Here is a 16,550-nt window from a genome sequence, read left to right as displayed (position 1 = left end):
AAGCGCCGTCGCGGCCCGCATCCCAATACTTCCCGGGGATGCGGGCCGTTCCGCGTCGTGTGGCCCATCGGCCTACAATGGGCCGCATGACGCAGGAGCGGAACACAGACGAACGGAACGAACGGAAGGTCCCCACGGCCATCGAGGTGCGTGGGGCCCGGGTCCACAACCTCAAGGACATCGACGTCGACGTGCCGCTGGGCGAACTCGTCGGCGTGGCCGGCGTCTCCGGATCCGGCAAGAGCTCGCTCGCATTGGGCGTGCTCTACGCCGAGGGGTCGCGCCGATACCTGGAGGCCCTGTCGACCTACACGCGACGACGCCTCACCCAGGCGTCCCGTGCACAGGTCGACGACGTACGGCACGTGCCCGCCGCGCTCGCCCTGCATCAGCGTCCCGCCGTGCCCGGCATCCGCTCCACGTTCGGCACGATGACCGAACTGCTCAACAGCCTGCGGCTCCTGTTCTCCCGCGTCGGCTCGCATGTGTGCCCGCATTGCGGCGCGCGCAACGAACCGACGCTTGCCGTCGCCGCCGAACTGCCCATCGTCTGCGCGAAATGCGGCACCGAATTCCATGGTCCCGGCGCCGAATCCCTCGCCTTCAACTCGGCCGGCGCGTGCCCCATCTGCTCCGGCACCGGCGTCGTGCGTGAGGTGAACATGAAGTCGCTCGTGCCCGACGAGTCGAAATCCATCGACGAGGGCGCTGTCGCCCCGTGGGGCTCGCTCATGTGGGACCTCATGAAGGACGTGTGCCGTGCGATGGGCGTACGCACCGACGTGCCGTTCCGCGAGCTCACGCCCAAGGAGCGCGACATTGTGTTCCATGGTCCGGCCGTCAAGAAGCACATCCTCTACCGGTCCAAGAAGAGCGACGACTTTGCCGAGCTCGACTTCACGTACTACAACGCCGTGTACACCGTCGAGAACGCCCTCGCCAAGGCCAAGGACGAGAAGGGACTGAAGCGGGTCGCACGGTTCCTCGAGGAGAAGCCGTGCAAGGCGTGCGGCGGCACCCGACTGAGCGAGGCGGCCCGCGCGCCCCACGTCCGGGGCATCGACCTCGCGCAGGCGAGCACGATGACGCTCGACGAGGCCGTCGACTGGGTGCGCGGCGTGCCGGACACGCTCCCCGAACCGATGCGCCCGATGGCGCGCAACATCTGCGAATCGTTCCTCGATGTGGCCAGACGGCTCATGGAATTGGGTCTCGGCTATCTTTCCCTCGATCGTACCGGCGCGACCCTGTCCACCGGCGAACGTCAGCGTGTCCAGCTGGCACGTGCCGTACGCAACCGCACCACCGGCATCCTGTACGTACTCGACGAGCCGTCCATCGGCTTGCATCCCTCGAACGTGGACGGACTGATCGGCGTGATGCGCGACCTCGTCGCGGACGGCAATTCCGTGGTCGTAGTCGATCACGACGTACGCGTGCTCAAGGCGTGCGACCACCTCATCGAGATGGGGCCGGTCGCGGGCGCGGACGGCGGCCACGTGATCGCCCAAGGCACGGTCGATGAGATCGCGCGGATGGTGGCGAAGGACGATGGAGATGATCATGCCGGTCGAAACGACCATGGCATTGCCGGCAGCCGCATCGCGCCGTTCCTGGCCGAAGCCAATCCGAAGCGCGTGCGGACGACGGTCGCGACGGAACACATGTTCGACGAGGGCGTCATCCATATGGAGACCGGCCCGTTGCATACGGTCAGACCGCTGTCCGTCGACATCCCGCGCGGCCGGCTCACCGTGGTGACGGGCGTCTCCGGCTCAGGCAAGACCACGATGGTGCTGGAGTCGTTGATCCCCGCGCTACGTGCGCGCGCCGCCGGTGAGACGTTGCCGGAGCATGTGCGTACGATCACGGCGGACGGCATCACACGCGCGAACCTCATCGACGCCACTCCGATCGGCGCGAACGTACGGTCCACCGTCGCCACCTACGCCGACATCCACGACGATCTGCGCCGGGCGTTCGCGCGCACCGATGAGGCGAAGGCGAACGGATGGAGGGCCGGGGACTTCTCGTACAACACGGGACGTCTGCGCTGCCCGGCCTGCGACGGTACCGGCTCGATCTCACTCGACGTGCAGTTCCTGCCCGACGTGGACATCGCCTGCCCCGATTGCCGCGGCTCCCGCTACGCGCCTTCCGCCGGTGCCATCCACCGTGTCGCGAAAGACGGTCGCGCATTCACTCTGCCACAGTACATGGCGATGAGCGTCGATGAGGCGTTGGAGGCGACCGAGGATATGCGTAAGGTGCATGCCCGGCTCGCCACGCTTCACGATCTGGGACTCGGCTACCTCACGCTCGGCGAGCCCACGCCGGCACTCTCCGGTGGCGAGGCTCAGCGTCTGAAGCTCGCCAGCGAGATGGGACGCGTGCAGTCGGACGCCGTGTTCGTGTTCGACGAGCCGACCATCGGTCTGCATCCGCTTGACGTACGTGTGCTGCTGGGCGTGTTCGATCGTCTGGTGTCGAACGGCGCGACCGTCGTCGTCGTCGAACACGATCTCGATATGATCGCCAACGCCGATTGGATCATCGACATGGGGCCAGGCGGAGGAGCGGACGGCGGGCGCATCGTCGCCGCCGGCACGTCTGCCGACGTCGCCGCGAATCCCGCGAGCATCACCGGGCGATATCTTACGGCGTGAGGTCGCCGGCCGAGCCCCGGTGACATATCGGAGAGGCATGAGCGGCGATTCCGCACAGGCATTGGACGTCACGACTTGGAAGGGCCTTCAATGAATGGGTCGGCATCCGTTGACTTCGAGCGCTCGAAGTCTCCAGAATCGAGGTTATGGACGATATGAGCATGAACGTCACCACTTGGCACACCATCCGCGAGGCGTCCCTGGCTTCCGGACTGCCGGAATCCACGCTGCGCTACTATGAGCAGATCGGCATCATCCCGCCGATAGCCCGCGATCCGTCGGGTCATCGTGCCTATTCGGACGACGATCTGACCAGACTGACGACGATCGCATGTCTGTCCGCCACGGGCATGCCACTGGAGTCGATGCGCGAGTACCTGCGCAATTCCTCGGACGGCGCCGAGGGCGCGAAGCGGCAGATCGAACTGCTCGACGAGCAGGCGCTGCGACTGGCCGCTCGCGCCGAGGCCATCCGCATGCAGCAGGCGTATGTCTCCCTGAAGACGCTGTATTGGCGCGCCGTCGCCGAAGGGCGGCAGGATGATGCCGACACCCTCCTCGAGGAGCATCGCGACGTCATCGTTCAGGTCAAGCGCATGCAGAACGGCGGCAAACCGGGGCAGTGAGACGGGGCGTCGTTCAGAGAATCGTTCTCAATAACGAACGTGTGTGTCGGATGCACATTCCCGCACAATCGAACATCCGCGAAAAGACCGGAATACCGCTGATCACCGAACAGCCCTGTGCGTTTGGCGACATGCCGCGGCACACACGTTCGTTATTGAGAACGATTCTCTGCGATCCTCAGTGCAGCACCTTGCCGAGGATATGCCGCATGAACGGGATGGTGGTGACGAAGGTGAGCACGTCGGCCACGGCCTGCGCGGCCTCGACACCGGTCACGCCGAGGAAATGCGGCAGGATGAGCACGATCGGTGCGAGGTAGAGACCCGTACGGCATACGGCGAGGAACGAGGCGATGCCAGTCTGCCCCAACGTCTGGCTGATCATGTTGCCCATCATGTTGACGCCGTTGAGCACCACGGTCACGCACTGGAAGTGCAGCGCCGCTACGCCCACGGCGACTACGGCCGGGTCGGAGCGGAAGATCTCCACAAGTTGCGGCGCGGTCATCCAGATGATGACGCCCAGCGCGAGCAGCACGCCGGTGGCGAGAGTGACACAGAACCAGTAGGCCTCGCGCACTCGGGCGAATTTGGCGGCGCCGTAATTGTAACCGCATACCGGCTGGAATCCCTGACCAAGGCCGATGATGACCGAATTGGCTCCGAGCATGATGCGCATGACGATGGCCATGCCGGCGATCGCCGCGTCGCCGAACGGGTTGGCGGCGATGTTCACGCACGTGGTCGCGATCGAACCCGCCCCCTGACGAATCAGCGAGGGCAGACCGCCCCCGATGATCTCACGCAGGAGCAGCGGGTCGAGGCGGCAGTTGCTCAACGAGAGCTTCAGCACGCCGAACCGTGCGCTCATGACGGTCAGGATGACGAAACTCACCGTCTGGCAGATGCCGGTGGCAAGACCTGCGCCGAGAATGCCCATGCCGAACACGAAGATGAACAGCGGAGCGAGCAGGAAGTTGAGCAGGGCGCCGGAGACCAGACCGATCATGCCGTATGCGGATTGCCCCTGATAACGCAGCAGCCCGTTCAGGGCGAACGAGCCGCATACGCATGGCGCGGCGGCGAGGATCGGCGTCAGATAGGTCACGGCGTACGGAGCGATGGTCGCGGTGGAACCAAGCGCGACGACTAGGGGGCGCAGCGTCGACAGACAGACGACGGCAACGAGCAGACCGGACAGGACCGCGCCGGCGAAGCCTATGGCAAGCAGCCGGGAGGCACGTTCGTCGTTGCGCTTGCCGAGCTCACGACTCATCGAGTTGCCCGCGCCGTTGCCGAAGAAGAAGCCCAGCGCCTGCAGGATCGTCATGATGGAGAACGCGATGCCGATCGCTCCCGATTGCGAAGTGCCCAGCTGACCTATGAAGAAAGTGTCGGTGAGGTTGTACGCGGTGGTGACCAGATTCGAGATCACCGCCGGCAGACACAGCTTGAGAATCAGCGGCCTGACGGGGCTTTCCGTCATCTCGTGATACTTCGCGTCGGCTCCTGCGATGGCGGACTCCTCCTGTTTTGGGCACATTTTGGGCACATCCCGTTTGGGCCACGTCTGGACACTGTACTCGCCGCGCTCCACTGCGCAGCGAATCGTTCTCGACAACGAGGCTCATCCGTGAACGTAACGTGTCGAAACGAGATAAGCTGGAACCTATGAGCCTGATTGAGATGATGATCCTCGGATTCCTGTCCGAGAAGACGATGTGCGGCTACGAGCTGCGCAAGAAGATGGAGCAGCTGCAGGGCGACATGCGCAAGTTCAGCGACGGCGCGATCTACCCGGCGACCGGTCGTCTCGTCAAGGCCGGGCTGATCTCCGAGAAGACGGACGTGCGCGATGGACGGCAGCGCCATCTGTTCACTCTGGAGCCCGCCGGACGCGAACGCCTCGTCGAGGAGATCAAGAACGCCGGCGGCTTCATCATCACCGACTTCAACCGATGGCGCGTGGTGCTCACCTTCCTGTCCGTCGTGCCCGACAAGGCGGATCGTGATGCGGTGCTGCGCCGCCGCTACGATCTGCTGTCGCGCGGCGACGTGCATTTCTTCTACTGCGACGCCGGCAATCCGCTGTCGATCGACCACATCGACGATCCCTACCGCAAGGGGCTGATCACCGTGCATGATGCGCAGGTCGCCGCCGAGATCTCCTGGCTGCGTTCGATGCTCGACATCGAGATCTGACGTCGTGCCGCCGTTCGCCGTTCAGACGACGAGGATGAAGCCGAGCGCGACGGCGAGCGGCGGCACGATGATGCTGGAGACCGCATAGCACGATGCGGTGAGACGGTCATGTCCGCGCGCGAGCGTCACGATCTCGTTGATCGCCGTGGAGAAAGTGGAGAACCCGCCGAGGAACCCGGTGGCGAGCAGCAGTCGCCATGATTCGTTGATCGCCGCATTCATCGCCAGAGCGGCGACGAGACCGGCCAACAGACCGGCGACGAGATTGATGATGAACGTGGAAAGCGGGAACGCCTTCGTCCAGTATGTTTTGACGGTGGCGTCCAGAAGATACCGGCAGGACGCGCCGGCTCCTCCGCACAGACAGATGAGAATCGGAAGAAGCATGGTCATCGTCACGCCTCCTCCCGCGTGATGTCCGCAACATCTCCGGACCCATTTGCGCGGCCGACGACCGTGACGGCGAGTCGCGAGCCGACGTTCGTACCCAGCACGGCGCACAGGATGCCGAGCGCGAACGTCGCAAGCAGATACAGGATGCCGACGGACGCGTCGCCCGAATGAATCGCGGTGAAGCATTCCAACGCCAGTGTGGACATAGTGGACAGTCCTCCGCACAGCCCCATGCCGAGACCGCGGCTCGCATACTCCCTGCCGCGCGCACCGAGCGCGACGCCGAATCGGGTGGATGCGGACCCCGAGAGGAACGTCGTCAGCCCCGCATAGCAGAAACAGGCGATGAGGTTGGCGATCAGCGTACCCGTATGGAAGTCGCCGCTCGCGGGAATCAGTGCGAACGCGTAGCGCAATGCCGTGCCGATGGATCCGCCGACGAAGACGACGAGGAAGATATCCGGATGGATAGCGGGGAAACGATGCAGCGTCGAGGTCGACGACGACTGACTCATGATTGCCTTTCCGGGCGCCGCTGGAGGTCGCTGAAGACACAACGGTCCCTATGTTGGAATGGTTGTGTAGGAACTATCAGCGGTATGCGGTTCGAAACCGATCCGTGGCGCAGGGCGGCAAGACGGGTTTCTGGCGGGTTCCATCGCCTGTGCGTGAGCATACTCGCTCCGGCGACAATCCGACGCGCAAGTTGATCGTTATGTGGCGAGAAGCCGACGCCACATAACAATGAACATCGTGTCGTCTGTTGTAGCATACCGAAACAGACGACACGATGTTCATTTAGGCAGAGCATCCGCAGCTCAGCGCCTCCAGTGACGGCGACGGTAGTTGATGATGCGCTTGCCGCCGACGCCGGCCTTGCCGCCAGGGCCCCACGGTCCTCGAGCCTCGGCCTTGAGCTGGGTGAGGTGATGCTTCATCGCGAGCAGCATGATATGCGTGTCCTCGAGACCGAGATGACGTTCGGCGTCGTCCTCGTGCAGCGCGCCCTGACGCTTCGCGTACGCGTCGAGGCGGTTGTCGCCGTCGGGATGCTCCTCACTGGGGATGGATCCCTCGTCCCACAGGCGGCTCATCGGCAGCGTGTCGATGATGGTCACATGCCCATTGCGATACGCCTCCGCATATCCCTTGACGTTGAGCATGAAGAAGCTGTGCTCGAAGGTGGCCATGTGCGCCACGAACGGCTGCGAGACGAGTCGCTTCAGCAGGTCGGCCTGTGCCTCGAAGTCCTCATCGAACAGCGGGTAGTCCGCGCCGACGCGCTCCTTGATGTCGATGCCGGTCAGCTGGATGATGAACGGGTTGCCGTGACGGGCGGCCTCCGGGGTCACGCCGAACGAGTACCGGTGCTGGTCGTACGCGTCGCCGCCCTCGTAGTAGTCCTTGTCGTAGCGGTATCCGGTGGGGGCGTCGGCCGGACGGGGCGACTTCATGTTCATGTATTCGAATCCGACGTCGATGATGTAGGTGCGGTACGGTTCGGTGCCGTTCGTCTCCAGATCGATGCCCATGACCTTGTCCACGTCGCGCCCCGGGAGGAACACCTCGCGCCAGTAGTCCTTCGGACGCGCGGCGGCGTGCTCGGCCACATGCTCGGCGGCCGCATGGCGGGACTTCTCGAATCGTGCCTCGGGCACGGCGGTCTCGTTCTCGTCGACGTGCTCGACCGACGGTACGGCCGGGTTGTCGTCGTTGATGACGGGCTGTCCCTCGATGAGGTAGTCGGGGCTGCCGGCGTCGGAGCTGGAATCGGCCGGAGCGGACTCGTCCGGTCCGGCCTCGACGGAACCGTACTTCACCTCGTCGGCCTCGAACAACGCCTGCTCGCGATGCCGGCGCGACTCCTCGCGCTTGGCGCGATCGGCCTTGCGCTGCTCGGCGCGTGCATTGACGATCTCGGCGGTGCGGTCCTGAATGTCGTCGACGACCACACCCTCCTTCGCCGCGGCGAGCACCGGCACGGTGACGCGTTGGCGCTCCTCGTCCGTGACGGTCCACAATCCCTCGGCGATGCCACGGTCGCGCAGCAGCTGGATCTGGTCGTTGAGCCTGCGGTCCGCGTAGGCAAGTGCACGCGGCAGATCGTACGTCGTGATGCGACGGTCGAAGTCACGCATGAACGTCATGCTCATCTTCGCGATGATCGCCTCAAGTCGATCTCGGATCTCCAGATCGGCCTTGAGCAGGTCGTGCACGTTCGAGGCCGCTCCCGCCTCGTAGTCGGCGGGGGAGGCCGCGCCGATGCCGTTGACCAGGTCAAGCGAACGCACCCAATCCCAGTCGATGTCGTGGTCGTCCGCGTCCCTGAGCATGATGTACGACCACTGGCCGATGCTTTCCTTGGCCTCGTTCAGCCACGAGCGGTCGATCGCCGCATTCGCGCGGCTGTCGTCGTTATTGCTGTTTTCTCTGTTTTCTTCACTACCAAACATGGAATCATTCTCCATACCTCTCATGGTAGCGCTCACAGCCGCCGATAGGGGATAGGGCAACGTAAATACGGGAAATACAAAGAGAGAAAGGTCCGTTCCGTGGGGTGCCCGATCCACATCGACCGGGCACCCCACGGAACGGACCGCTCAGCGCGTTCCACGCATGTCCCGCGGCCTGAACTGGTCGTCGGCGGTGAAGCAGGTGCGGTAGACCATGGCCATGATCAGACCGTCGGCTACGAGCGTCAGCGCCGAGATCGCCGCGAACACGACGAACTGGTATTTCGCGGCCTCCAGCGGGTCGCCGCCGGCGATGACCTGACCGGCCATCATGCCGGGGATCGTCACGATGCCGCAGGAGGCGAGCGTCGCCATCGTCGGCAGGAGCCCCAGTCGGATCGAGGAGACGATCGACGGACGTGCCGCCTCCCATGCGGTGGCGCCGAGCGCGAGCATCGTGTCGATCTCGTCGCGCCGTTCGTCCATGCTCTCGTAGAACCGGCTCAGGCCGACCGCCAGCGCGGAGACCGTGTTGCCGAGCAGCATGCCGGTCAACGGCACGACCAGCTGCGGCGCGTACCACGGGTGCGGTCGCACCACGAGTTCGGTGACCAGCGTGATCATCAGCAGCATCGTGATCGTCAGGCTCAGCAACACCGGCCCCGCCAGTCCCTTCGGCACTCCCTTGGCACGGGAGAGCGTAATCTGTACGGCGGCGACGAGCATCACGCCGATCATCGCGAAGACGAGGAACACGTTGTTCGCTCGGATCACATAGCCGATGACGAAACCCATCGCACACAGCTGCAGCAAAGCTCGGCAGGCCGACCACAACAAGGTCCTGCCGATGCCCATGCGCATCAGTCCGCTCACGCCGGCGGCCACGGCCACCATGGCTAGGGCGACGACCAGTCCCCATACGTCGATGTCGTATGCATTGCCGCTCATGCGCGCTCCTCCCTCATGCGTTCCGCGTCCTCCGAAGCTTCCGCGCCCCGTTCGGGGCCGCCGCGTCACCCGTCTCCGACCCGCTCAGCGCCCCGTCCGCCAACGTGACGACGCGTGTGGCCCGGCCGTCCGGGGGACGGTGTCTGATGCGGACGATCGCCATGCCGTGCGTCGCCGCATCGGCCATGATCGAGGCGACCCTGTCCGCGTTCTCGTCGTCGAGGCCCGCGTCCACCTCGTCGGCCAGCAGCACCTTCGGGCCCGTGAGCAACGTGCGCGCCAGCGAGACGCGTGCCGCCTGACCGCCGGACAGGTCGTGCGGGGCCCTCGTCAGATCGATGTCGTCGCATCCCATCGCGTCCAGCGTCGCACGGATGCGGCCCTCCGGCAGCAGGTCGCGGGCCTTCGCGTCGTCGTCCCGGAAAAGCCGCGCGAACCGGCCTACCAAGCCCATGCGTCGCGTCGGCGTGCCGGCGGCGGACGACGGGACGCCGGATGCCGGCGCGTCCCCATCGGCGCGCACCGCCAACGTGTACGGCAGCCGGATCGCATCGGCCACCGTCTCGCCGGGCAGGATCGGCTTCTGCGGCAGGTACGCCACCTCGCGGCGCCACCGCTGCGGCGTGAAGTCGCCCGAATCGCGCCCCTCCAATGCGAACGATCCGGACGCGTGCGGATTCAGCAGCGCGAACGCCGTCAGCAGGCTGCTCTTGCCGGAACCGGACGGGCCCACCAGATCGACGATCTCACCGGTGCGGATCGCGAAGGACAGACCGGAGAAGATCATGCGGTCGCCGTCCGGCGACGGCACCACGCACGACACATGTTCGGCGGTGAATACGTTCATTCCACTCATACCGCGCACGGTACTTCCAAGCCATCATCCGAGCCAATCCCCGAGCGTTTCTTAGCGCACCCTTAGCGGTTCGGAGGTCTGATATAACCGTAGGAGAAGGCCGGACGCGGGGCCGGGGCCGACGGAATCCGATGAGGGCGTTCCCGGGACCGCGTCGTCGGGCCGGACGGATCACGAACGACGAGGAGAGGGCGATGGCGACGGGACGAACGGCCGACGGCAACGATACGGATGCGCGGGGCGCGGCGGCGGGACGGAGCGGCGCCTTCGCCGAGAGCCCCGAACGGCTTCTGCTGCCCGCCGTCCTGTTCGTCGAGGACGACCCCGACCTGGGGGCGATGACGGCCGAGATGCTCGGCACCGACCATCGCGTCGACTGGGCGCGCTCCGAGGGCGAGGCGCGCGGGCTGCTCAGGGAGGGCCGATACGATGCGCTCGTCGTCGACCGGCGACTGCCCGACGGCGACGGTCTCGACCTGGTCAGGCGACTGCGCGCCGCAGGCGTCACCACGCCGGCGCTCATGCTCACCGCCCTCGCCGAGGTCGACGACATCGTCGACGGCCTCGACGCCGGCGCCAATGACTATCTGACCAAGCCGTTCCACTTCGCCGAGCTCGAGGCCCGGCTGCGCGCCCTGCTGCGGGGGTTCCATGCGCAGGCCGCGGCCGTGACGATCGGCGACTGGCTGCTCAAGCCCGGCAGCAACGTCATCGAGGACCCCGACGGACGTGCGACGTCCCTGACCGAGACCGAGTCGAAGCTGCTCGCCACGCTCGCGTCCTCGCCCGACCATGTGTTCACGCGCGAGGAGATCCTGCGCGGCGCGTTCTCCGACGGCAGCGACATCGGCGCCGTCGACGTGTACGTCTCGTACGTGCGCGGCAAGACCACGCGACGCATCATCGACACCGTGCGCGGGCGCGGCTACCGCATCGGGGATCCGCGCGAATGAGGTTCGGCCGCACCGACGGGGACGATCGATCCGGGTTCGACGAACAGCGGAAGGAAGCAATGGGGGCAACCATGGACGGACACACCACGGACAGCCGCACCGACATCGGGCGCGGCGGGCATGTCGCCGGACTCATCAGCCTGCGCATGACCATCGCGATGGCGGTCATCACCGTCGTCGGCGGCGTCATCTACATCCTCGGCGTGCTGCTCGGCTCGCGGCACGAATTCACCGAGCGGGGCCTCGACCCGAACGCCATGAGCGTCACCGAGCAGTTCGGATCCGGCATGATGATCATCGACACGCGCAAGGCCATCGGCTTCACCGTCCTGTTCGTGCTCGGCGTCGTCGCCGCGGTCGCCCTCGTCGGACGGTACTACTCGCGCAAGGAGGTCGCGCCGCTCGAGCACGCGTTCGAACTGCAGAAGGACTTCGTCGCCGACGCCAGCCACGAGCTCAAGACGCCGCTCGCCGTCATCTCCACACGCATCGACCTGATCGACTTCCGTCGTGCGCACGGACAGCCCATCGACGGGGCCCTCGCCGATCTGAGGGGCGACGTGGACCGCATGAACGCCATCATCACCGACCTGCTCGTCGCGGCCCGCGGCGCCGTCGACACCGAGCCGGTGCCGCTCGCCGGCGTCATCGACCAGTCGGTCGATGCGGTGAGACCCCTCGCCGACAAGCGCGGGGTCGTCATCGACAAGCGCATCGACGGCGACCCCGCGCATCTCATCGTGCGGGGCAACGCCGTGGGACTCTCGCGCTGTCTCGTCGCCGTGCTGGACAACGCCGTCGCGCATGCGCCCGACGGCACTCACGTGACCGTCTCGCTCGGCTATCATCACCGCGGCGACGCCACCATCCGCGTGAGCGACCACGGTCCCGGCATCGGGGAGAACCCCGAACGGCTGTTCCGCAGATTCGCGCGCGACGACGACGGCACCACGCATCAGGGATACGGGCTGGGCCTCGCGTTGGCGCGCGACGTGGCGAACCGCTACGGCGGCGCGCTGGACGTCGAATCGACATCCGCCAGCGGCACCGTGATGCGGCTCACGCTGCCGCTGGCGTCGTGACGTCGGACCGCGGGATGCCGCCACGACGCCTTCCTCGCATCGCGCATCGTCACTCACGCGCCGGCGTGTCGAGAATTAGCCGACGCTAAGCGAGGCCCCCATAGCGTTGGGGCCATGATCGAAAACATCACCGCATGCCCGGTCTCCACGGGCGGATTCATCGGAGCCATGACCGAATGGCTCGTCGGCCTCATGTCCGTCATGGGCGGTCTCGGCACGGGCGTGGCCGTGCTCCTCGAGAACCTGTTCCCACCGATTCCCAGCGAGGTCATCCTGCCCCTGGCCGGCTTCACCGCCGCTCAGGGGCACATGACCTTGGTCGAGGCGATCGGCGGCGCCACCGTCGGCTCGGTCGTCGGCGCGCTCATGCTCTACGGCGTCGCCTACGCGATCGGTGCGGAGCGCATGCGTCGTCTGTTCGATCGGATGCCGCTGACCGACGCGTCCGACATCGACAAGGCGAACGACTGGTTCGCCCGCTACGGTCTCCTGTCCGTGTTCATCGGCCGCGTCATTCCGATCGTGCGTTCGCTCATCTCCATCCCCGCGGGCATCGCTCGCACGGATCTCGCCAGGTTCACGTTGCTGACGATGATCGGCTCGGCTGTGTGGAACACGATTCTCATCATGGCCGGATACCTGCTCGGCGCGCAGTGGTGCTCCATCCTCGGTTTCCTCGACAGGTTCCAGTACGCCGTTGCCGCGATCGTCGTCGCACTGGTCGTCTGGTACGTCGTCGTCAAGGTGCGTGCGCATCTCGTCACTCGGCGGGCGTAACGCCGCCCAGCTGCGCGACTCGGTCGACGAACGCCCTGACGGCCGGGGACGGGGCGAGCGGGTACAGGAGGCCGTACTGCATGCCGACCGGTTCGGGCCAGTCGACGGCCACGTTGACGAGCTGCGGGTGCACGCCGTCCCACATCGGCTTGGAGATGAGCAGGTCGCCGGATTCGGCGCAGTCGTTGAACAGGTCGAGGTCGTACCGGTCGATGTCGACCAGGGTGATACCCGGATTGCGCGTGAGCAGGTCACGGGCGATGTCGTCGGCACCGTTGCCGCGCGACAGGATGCGGATGCGCGCGCCGGTCAGATCGTCGATCGTGAGCCTCGCCCGTCGCGCGAGCGGGTGGCTGCGCGGCGCGGCCAGACACAGCGGCTCGTATGACAGCGGCAGCATGCCGCACACGCCGTTCCAGTGGTTCGGCACGAACGCAGTGGCGATCACGTCGATGTCCTCGCCGAGCCGTGCGATGATGTCGCCGATCGGCATATCGTCGTCCGGCATCGAGACGAGTTCCAGACGGATATCCGTGTGCCCGGCACGTTGCCACAGGTCGAGGATTCGGCGTGCCGGACGCAGGATGGAGATGCCCAATCGGACCGGTGCATCATCGGGATGCGCATGCCGCCGCGCCCTGTCGATGATCTCGGCCGACTGCCGGATAACGTCCCGTGCACCCTCGATCAGCTCCGCGCCGGCCCGGGTCGGGGTGACGCCGGTGCGGGAACGATTGAAGAGCGTGATCCCGCAATCCCTTTCGAATGTGGTGACCTGCTTGGCGAGCGCCGGCGTCGAGATGTGCAGTCGACGTCCGGCGGCCGCGAAGCTGCCGGTCTCTGCGGCGGCGATCACCGCGTCCAGACGTGTATCGTACATTGCGCCCCTGTCGGTCGGATGGTCTTCGGCTTGTCCCGGTTCCCGCCTCTCGGTCCGCATCCATGGACGACCCCTCTCGGGGAGGGGAGGTCGAGGGGCCGGAACTGTGTGAACCCATGGTTCACGGGTTGTAAACCACAATCATATACAAACGGCGATATTCCAACGTTTTCAGAACATATCATATTCAGCGTTGCAGATATCGGTATATGAAATCGGGAGCAATATGGAAGTTCCTTCAAAGAGTTCGTCGGTGCCGACCACGTTCGCGGCGGCCCTGGCTTCGTTCCTCGCGGGCATGGATGTGCTCATCGTCAACGTGGCGCTGCCCACCATCGCGCAGGACCTCGGCGGCGACATGGCGGTCCGGCAATGGGTCGTCGACGGCTACACGCTGCTGTTCGCGGCCCTGCTGCTGCTCGCCGGCAGCCTCGCCGACCGGTTCGGGGCCAAACGCGTGTTCCTCGTCGGGGCGACGCTGTTCGGAGCGGCCTCGCTGTTCTGCTCGTTCGCCTGGTCGATGGCGGCGCTCGTCGCCGGCCGATGCCTGCTCGGTGTCGCCTCGGCGCTGATCCTGCCCGCCTCAATGTCCCTGATCAACGAGGCGAATCCGGATCCGCGGCGCCGCGCGTGGGCTCTGGCCCTGTGGGGCGCGGGCGGCGCCTCCGCGTCGGCCGTGGGACCGTTGCTCGGAGGGCTCCTCACGCCGATTCACTGGAGTCTCGTGTTCGCGATCAACGTGCCGTTCTGCCTGGCGATCCTCGTCGCGGCCCCGCGCATCGCCCGTTCCCCGTCCCGTCCGGTCCGATTCGACTGGACGGGTCAGACGTTGGCGCTGATCGGCCTGTCCGCGCTCGTCGCCGGCATCATCGAGGTCGGATCGATCGGGGCCGTCGCGCCCGCGACCCTCGCGCTGCTCGGCGCGGGACTCGTCGCGCTTGCCGCGTTCGCGTATGTGCAGTCGAAGGTCGCGGCCCCGATGATGCCGCTCGGGCTCTTCCGTGTCCGCGGCATGCAAGTCGCGCTGCAGATCGGCTTCATCATGATCTTCAACTGGTACGGCATGGTGTTCATCTGCACGATGTTCCTCCAGAACGAGCTCGGCATGGGCGCGTTCGCCGCGGGACTCGTATTCGTGCCCTCCGCGTTCGTGACCATCGCCGGCAACCTCGCCGGCGGGCGCATCATCACCGCACACGGATCGAAGTTCTCCATCACGTTGGGACTGACGATCATGATCGCCGGGTTCCTGTTCGAATTCCTCACCCCGCAGCCCATCCCCGTATGGGTGATCGCCGTCGGACTGAGCGTCGTCGGCTTCGGCGCGGCCATCACCACGCCGGCGGCCGCGGGTGTGGTGCTCAAAAGCGTCGATTCGGCGCAGGCCGGCATCGCCTCGGCCATGTTCAACACGTTCCGCCAGGTCGGAGGCGCGATCGGCGTCGCGGTGTTCGGCGTCGTCGCCACGTTCCTGCCCTCGCTCGATCTCGCCCTGCGCATCGTGTTCCTCGCCTCCGCGCTGCTGCTCGTCTACGTCCTCGTCTTCGAGCTGCTGCGCTGGTCCGACCGCTGAACGGGCCTACAATACGGGAGACGGCGATTACCGCCGCATGGAAATGAAGACGAAGGTGGTTCGACGATGAGCAGGAATGTTGACGATATCCGGACGATCGCGAACGTGGGCACCGGCACGATGGGGCACGCCATCGCGCTGCAGTTCGCGCTGGCGGGATACGACACGAGACTGGTCGGGCGCAGCGAGGCGTCGCTGCAACGCGCGATGGGCAACGTCCGCCGGGACACGACGGCCTTCGCCGATGCGGGGCTTCTGCACGACGGCGAGACGGTCGACGACGTGCTCGAGCGTCTCACGCCGGTCGTCGGCTACGAGGAGGGCGTCGCCGGCGCCGACTTCGTCATCGAATCGGTCGCCGAGAACCTCGACGTGAAGCGAAGCGTGTGGGCCGAGGTCGAACGGTTCGCGCCGAAGGACGCGATCTTCGCGACGAACACCTCGGGCCTGAGTCCGACGGCCATCGCCTCCGCGCTGGAGAGGCCCGAGCGTTTCGTCGTCGCGCACTTCTGGAATCCGGCGCAGCTCATGCCTTTGGTCGAGGTCGTGCCGGGGGAGCGGACCGCCCCGGACGTGCTCGACACGACCTTCGACCTGATGGCGCGCATCGGCAAGAAGCCGGCGAAGCTCAACAGGGAGTCGCTCGGTTTCATCGGCAACCGTCTCCAGATGGCCGTGCTGCGCGAGGAGTTCCACATCATCCAGGAGGGCATCGCCGACGCGGCCACCGTCGACGACGTGATGAGGTACAGCCTCGGCCGCCGCTGGAACCTCGTCGGCCCGGTCGCCAGCATCGATCTGGGCGGACTCGACGTGTTCTACAACATCAGCACCTACCTGTTCGACGACATGGACAACGGCACCGGTCCCTCGCCGCTGCTCGCCGAGAAGGTCAAGGCCGGCGATCTGGGCGCAAAGACCGGCAGGGGATTCTTCTCCTGGCAGGGGGAGGACGGCAGGCGCGTCATCGAGGAACGCGACCGGGCGCTGCTGCGCGCGCTGAAGGAGGATGCGGAGGCGGAATCCGGCGAATGACCGTCCGCCCGTGATCGTCCGCCCGTGATCGCCTGTCCGTGACGGGGTTTATGGTCTGGAACCATGTGTTCTTTACGTTGCATGATGACGAGGGACGCGCTGGTCG

At 65.9% G+C, this 16,550-nt stretch carries 15 protein-coding genes and 1 riboswitch; of the genes, 8 read left to right on the top strand and 7 right to left on the bottom strand.

The genetic code is table 11. From position 1 onward, the window contains the following. The first annotated feature begins 86 nt into the window (after window positions 1–86). Together JS528_RS01425 and JS528_RS01420 are read left to right on the top strand one after the other, a co-directional pair. Window positions 87–2,666: an excinuclease ABC subunit UvrA gene (locus JS528_RS01425; RefSeq protein WP_214357313.1), complete on the top strand. Its 2,580-nt coding sequence runs from the start codon at window positions 87–89 to the stop codon at window positions 2,664–2,666. Window positions 2,667–2,827: 161 nt separating this feature from the next. Then, complete coding sequence (locus JS528_RS01420; protein WP_214357312.1) at window positions 2,828–3,292, top strand: MerR family transcriptional regulator; 465 nt, start codon at window positions 2,828–2,830, stop codon at window positions 3,290–3,292. A 178-nt stretch (window positions 3,293–3,470) separates the two neighbouring features. Here JS528_RS01420 and JS528_RS01415 read toward each other — a convergent pair whose 3' ends face one another. Further along, window positions 3,471–4,835: an MATE family efflux transporter gene (locus JS528_RS01415; protein ID WP_240541233.1), complete on the bottom strand. Its 1,365-nt coding sequence runs from the start codon at window positions 4,833–4,835 to the stop codon at window positions 3,471–3,473. Between the two features lie 128 nt (window positions 4,836–4,963). Here JS528_RS01415 and JS528_RS01410 point away from each other — a divergent pair, with 128 nt between their 5' ends. Continuing rightward, window positions 4,964–5,494: a PadR family transcriptional regulator gene (locus JS528_RS01410; RefSeq protein ID WP_214357310.1), complete on the top strand. Its 531-nt coding sequence runs from the start codon at window positions 4,964–4,966 to the stop codon at window positions 5,492–5,494. A 21-nt stretch (window positions 5,495–5,515) separates the two neighbouring features. Here JS528_RS01410 and JS528_RS01405 read toward each other — a convergent pair whose 3' ends face one another. The 5 genes from JS528_RS01405 to JS528_RS01385 all read right to left on the bottom strand — a co-directional run bounded on the left by JS528_RS01405 (window position 5,516) and on the right by JS528_RS01385 (window position 10,144). Beyond that, window positions 5,516–5,887: a fluoride efflux transporter FluC gene (locus JS528_RS01405; RefSeq protein WP_214357309.1), complete on the bottom strand. Its 372-nt coding sequence runs from the start codon at window positions 5,885–5,887 to the stop codon at window positions 5,516–5,518. 2 nt (window positions 5,888–5,889) lie between these two features. Continuing rightward, window positions 5,890–6,402: a fluoride efflux transporter FluC gene (locus tag JS528_RS01400; RefSeq protein ID WP_214357308.1), complete on the bottom strand. Its 513-nt coding sequence runs from the start codon at window positions 6,400–6,402 to the stop codon at window positions 5,890–5,892. Window positions 6,403–6,462: 60 nt separating this feature from the next. Next, a riboswitch (Fluoride riboswitch) is annotated at window positions 6,463–6,559 on the bottom strand. A 146-nt stretch (window positions 6,560–6,705) separates the two neighbouring features. Beyond that, complete coding sequence (locus JS528_RS01395; protein WP_214357307.1) at window positions 6,706–8,355, bottom strand: PolC-type DNA polymerase III domain-containing protein; 1,650 nt, start codon at window positions 8,353–8,355, stop codon at window positions 6,706–6,708. Between the two features lie 132 nt (window positions 8,356–8,487). Continuing rightward, a complete protein-coding gene (locus tag JS528_RS01390; RefSeq protein WP_214357306.1) occupies window positions 8,488–9,288 on the bottom strand; it encodes an ABC transporter permease in 801 nt (266 codons plus the stop codon). A 13-nt stretch (window positions 9,289–9,301) separates the two neighbouring features. Beyond that, the gene (locus tag JS528_RS01385) at window positions 9,302–10,144 is read right to left on the bottom strand and encodes an ABC transporter ATP-binding protein (RefSeq protein WP_214357305.1); all 843 of its coding nucleotides are present in this window, start codon (window positions 10,142–10,144) and stop codon (window positions 9,302–9,304) included. Window positions 10,145–10,338: 194 nt separating this feature from the next. Between JS528_RS01385 and JS528_RS01380 the strand changes: the two genes are divergently transcribed. From JS528_RS01380 to JS528_RS01370, 3 genes are all read left to right on the top strand, one after another. After that, the gene (locus JS528_RS01380) at window positions 10,339–11,097 is read left to right on the top strand and encodes a response regulator transcription factor (RefSeq protein ID WP_214357304.1); all 759 of its coding nucleotides are present in this window, start codon (window positions 10,339–10,341) and stop codon (window positions 11,095–11,097) included. Window positions 11,098–11,156: 59 nt separating this feature from the next. After that, complete coding sequence (locus JS528_RS01375; RefSeq protein ID WP_214357303.1) at window positions 11,157–12,179, top strand: sensor histidine kinase; 1,023 nt, start codon at window positions 11,157–11,159, stop codon at window positions 12,177–12,179. Window positions 12,180–12,293: 114 nt separating this feature from the next. After that, on the top strand, window positions 12,294–12,956 hold the full coding sequence (locus JS528_RS01370) for a DedA family protein (protein ID WP_214357302.1): 663 nt from the start codon (window positions 12,294–12,296) through the stop codon (window positions 12,954–12,956). On the opposite strand, the gene JS528_RS01365 is transcribed toward JS528_RS01370, so the two are convergent. Next, entirely contained in the window at window positions 12,940–13,836 is an 897-nt protein-coding gene (locus tag JS528_RS01365) for a LysR family transcriptional regulator (protein ID WP_214357301.1), read from the bottom strand. The two genes, JS528_RS01370 and JS528_RS01365, sit on opposite strands and share 17 nt — an antisense overlap. A 226-nt stretch (window positions 13,837–14,062) precedes the next feature. Here JS528_RS01365 and JS528_RS01360 point away from each other — a divergent pair, with 226 nt between their 5' ends. Further along, entirely contained in the window at window positions 14,063–15,409 is a 1,347-nt protein-coding gene (locus tag JS528_RS01360) for an MFS transporter (RefSeq protein ID WP_214357300.1), read from the top strand. A gap of 66 nt (window positions 15,410–15,475) precedes the next feature. Further along, window positions 15,476–16,444, top strand: coding sequence for a 3-hydroxyacyl-CoA dehydrogenase family protein (locus JS528_RS01355; protein ID WP_214357299.1), 969 nt, complete (start codon window positions 15,476–15,478; stop codon window positions 16,442–16,444). Window positions 16,445–16,550 lie beyond the last annotated feature (106 nt).

The sequence above is a fragment of the Bifidobacterium santillanense genome, from assembly GCF_018555385.1.
In the GTDB taxonomy this organism is placed as follows: Bacteria; Actinomycetota; Actinomycetes; order Actinomycetales; family Bifidobacteriaceae; genus Bifidobacterium; species Bifidobacterium santillanense.
This window is presented reverse-complemented; position numbering and strand designations above follow the sequence as displayed.

What these genes read in the sequence shown, in the direction of transcription:
- JS528_RS01380 (WP_214357304.1), top strand. Translation starts at nt 10,339, where the DNA reads ATGGCGACGGGACGAACGGCCGACGGCAACGATACGGATGCGCGGGGC.
- JS528_RS01375 (WP_214357303.1), top strand. Translation starts at nt 11,157, where the DNA reads ATGGGGGCAACCATGGACGGACACACCACGGACAGCCGCACCGACATC.
- JS528_RS01385 (WP_214357305.1), bottom strand. Translation starts at nt 10,144, where the DNA reads ATGAGTGGAATGAACGTATTCACCGCCGAACATGTGTCGTGCGTGGTG.
- JS528_RS01405 (WP_214357309.1), bottom strand. Translation starts at nt 5,887, where the DNA reads ATGACCATGCTTCTTCCGATTCTCATCTGTCTGTGCGGAGGAGCCGGC.
- JS528_RS01360 (WP_214357300.1), top strand. Translation starts at nt 14,063, where the DNA reads ATGGAAGTTCCTTCAAAGAGTTCGTCGGTGCCGACCACGTTCGCGGCG.
- JS528_RS01370 (WP_214357302.1), top strand. Translation starts at nt 12,294, where the DNA reads ATGATCGAAAACATCACCGCATGCCCGGTCTCCACGGGCGGATTCATC.
- JS528_RS01390 (WP_214357306.1), bottom strand. Translation starts at nt 9,288, where the DNA reads ATGAGCGGCAATGCATACGACATCGACGTATGGGGACTGGTCGTCGCC.
- JS528_RS01400 (WP_214357308.1), bottom strand. Translation starts at nt 6,402, where the DNA reads ATGAGTCAGTCGTCGTCGACCTCGACGCTGCATCGTTTCCCCGCTATC.
- JS528_RS01365 (WP_214357301.1), bottom strand. Translation starts at nt 13,836, where the DNA reads ATGTACGATACACGTCTGGACGCGGTGATCGCCGCCGCAGAGACCGGC.
- JS528_RS01395 (WP_214357307.1), bottom strand. Translation starts at nt 8,355, where the DNA reads ATGGAGAATGATTCCATGTTTGGTAGTGAAGAAAACAGAGAAAACAGC.
- JS528_RS01420 (WP_214357312.1), top strand. Translation starts at nt 2,828, where the DNA reads ATGAACGTCACCACTTGGCACACCATCCGCGAGGCGTCCCTGGCTTCC.
- JS528_RS01425 (WP_214357313.1), top strand. Translation starts at nt 87, where the DNA reads ATGACGCAGGAGCGGAACACAGACGAACGGAACGAACGGAAGGTCCCC.
- JS528_RS01355 (WP_214357299.1), top strand. Translation starts at nt 15,476, where the DNA reads ATGAGCAGGAATGTTGACGATATCCGGACGATCGCGAACGTGGGCACC.
- JS528_RS01410 (WP_214357310.1), top strand. Translation starts at nt 4,964, where the DNA reads ATGAGCCTGATTGAGATGATGATCCTCGGATTCCTGTCCGAGAAGACG.
- JS528_RS01415 (WP_240541233.1), bottom strand. Translation starts at nt 4,835, where the DNA reads ATGTGCCCAAAACAGGAGGAGTCCGCCATCGCAGGAGCCGACGCGAAG.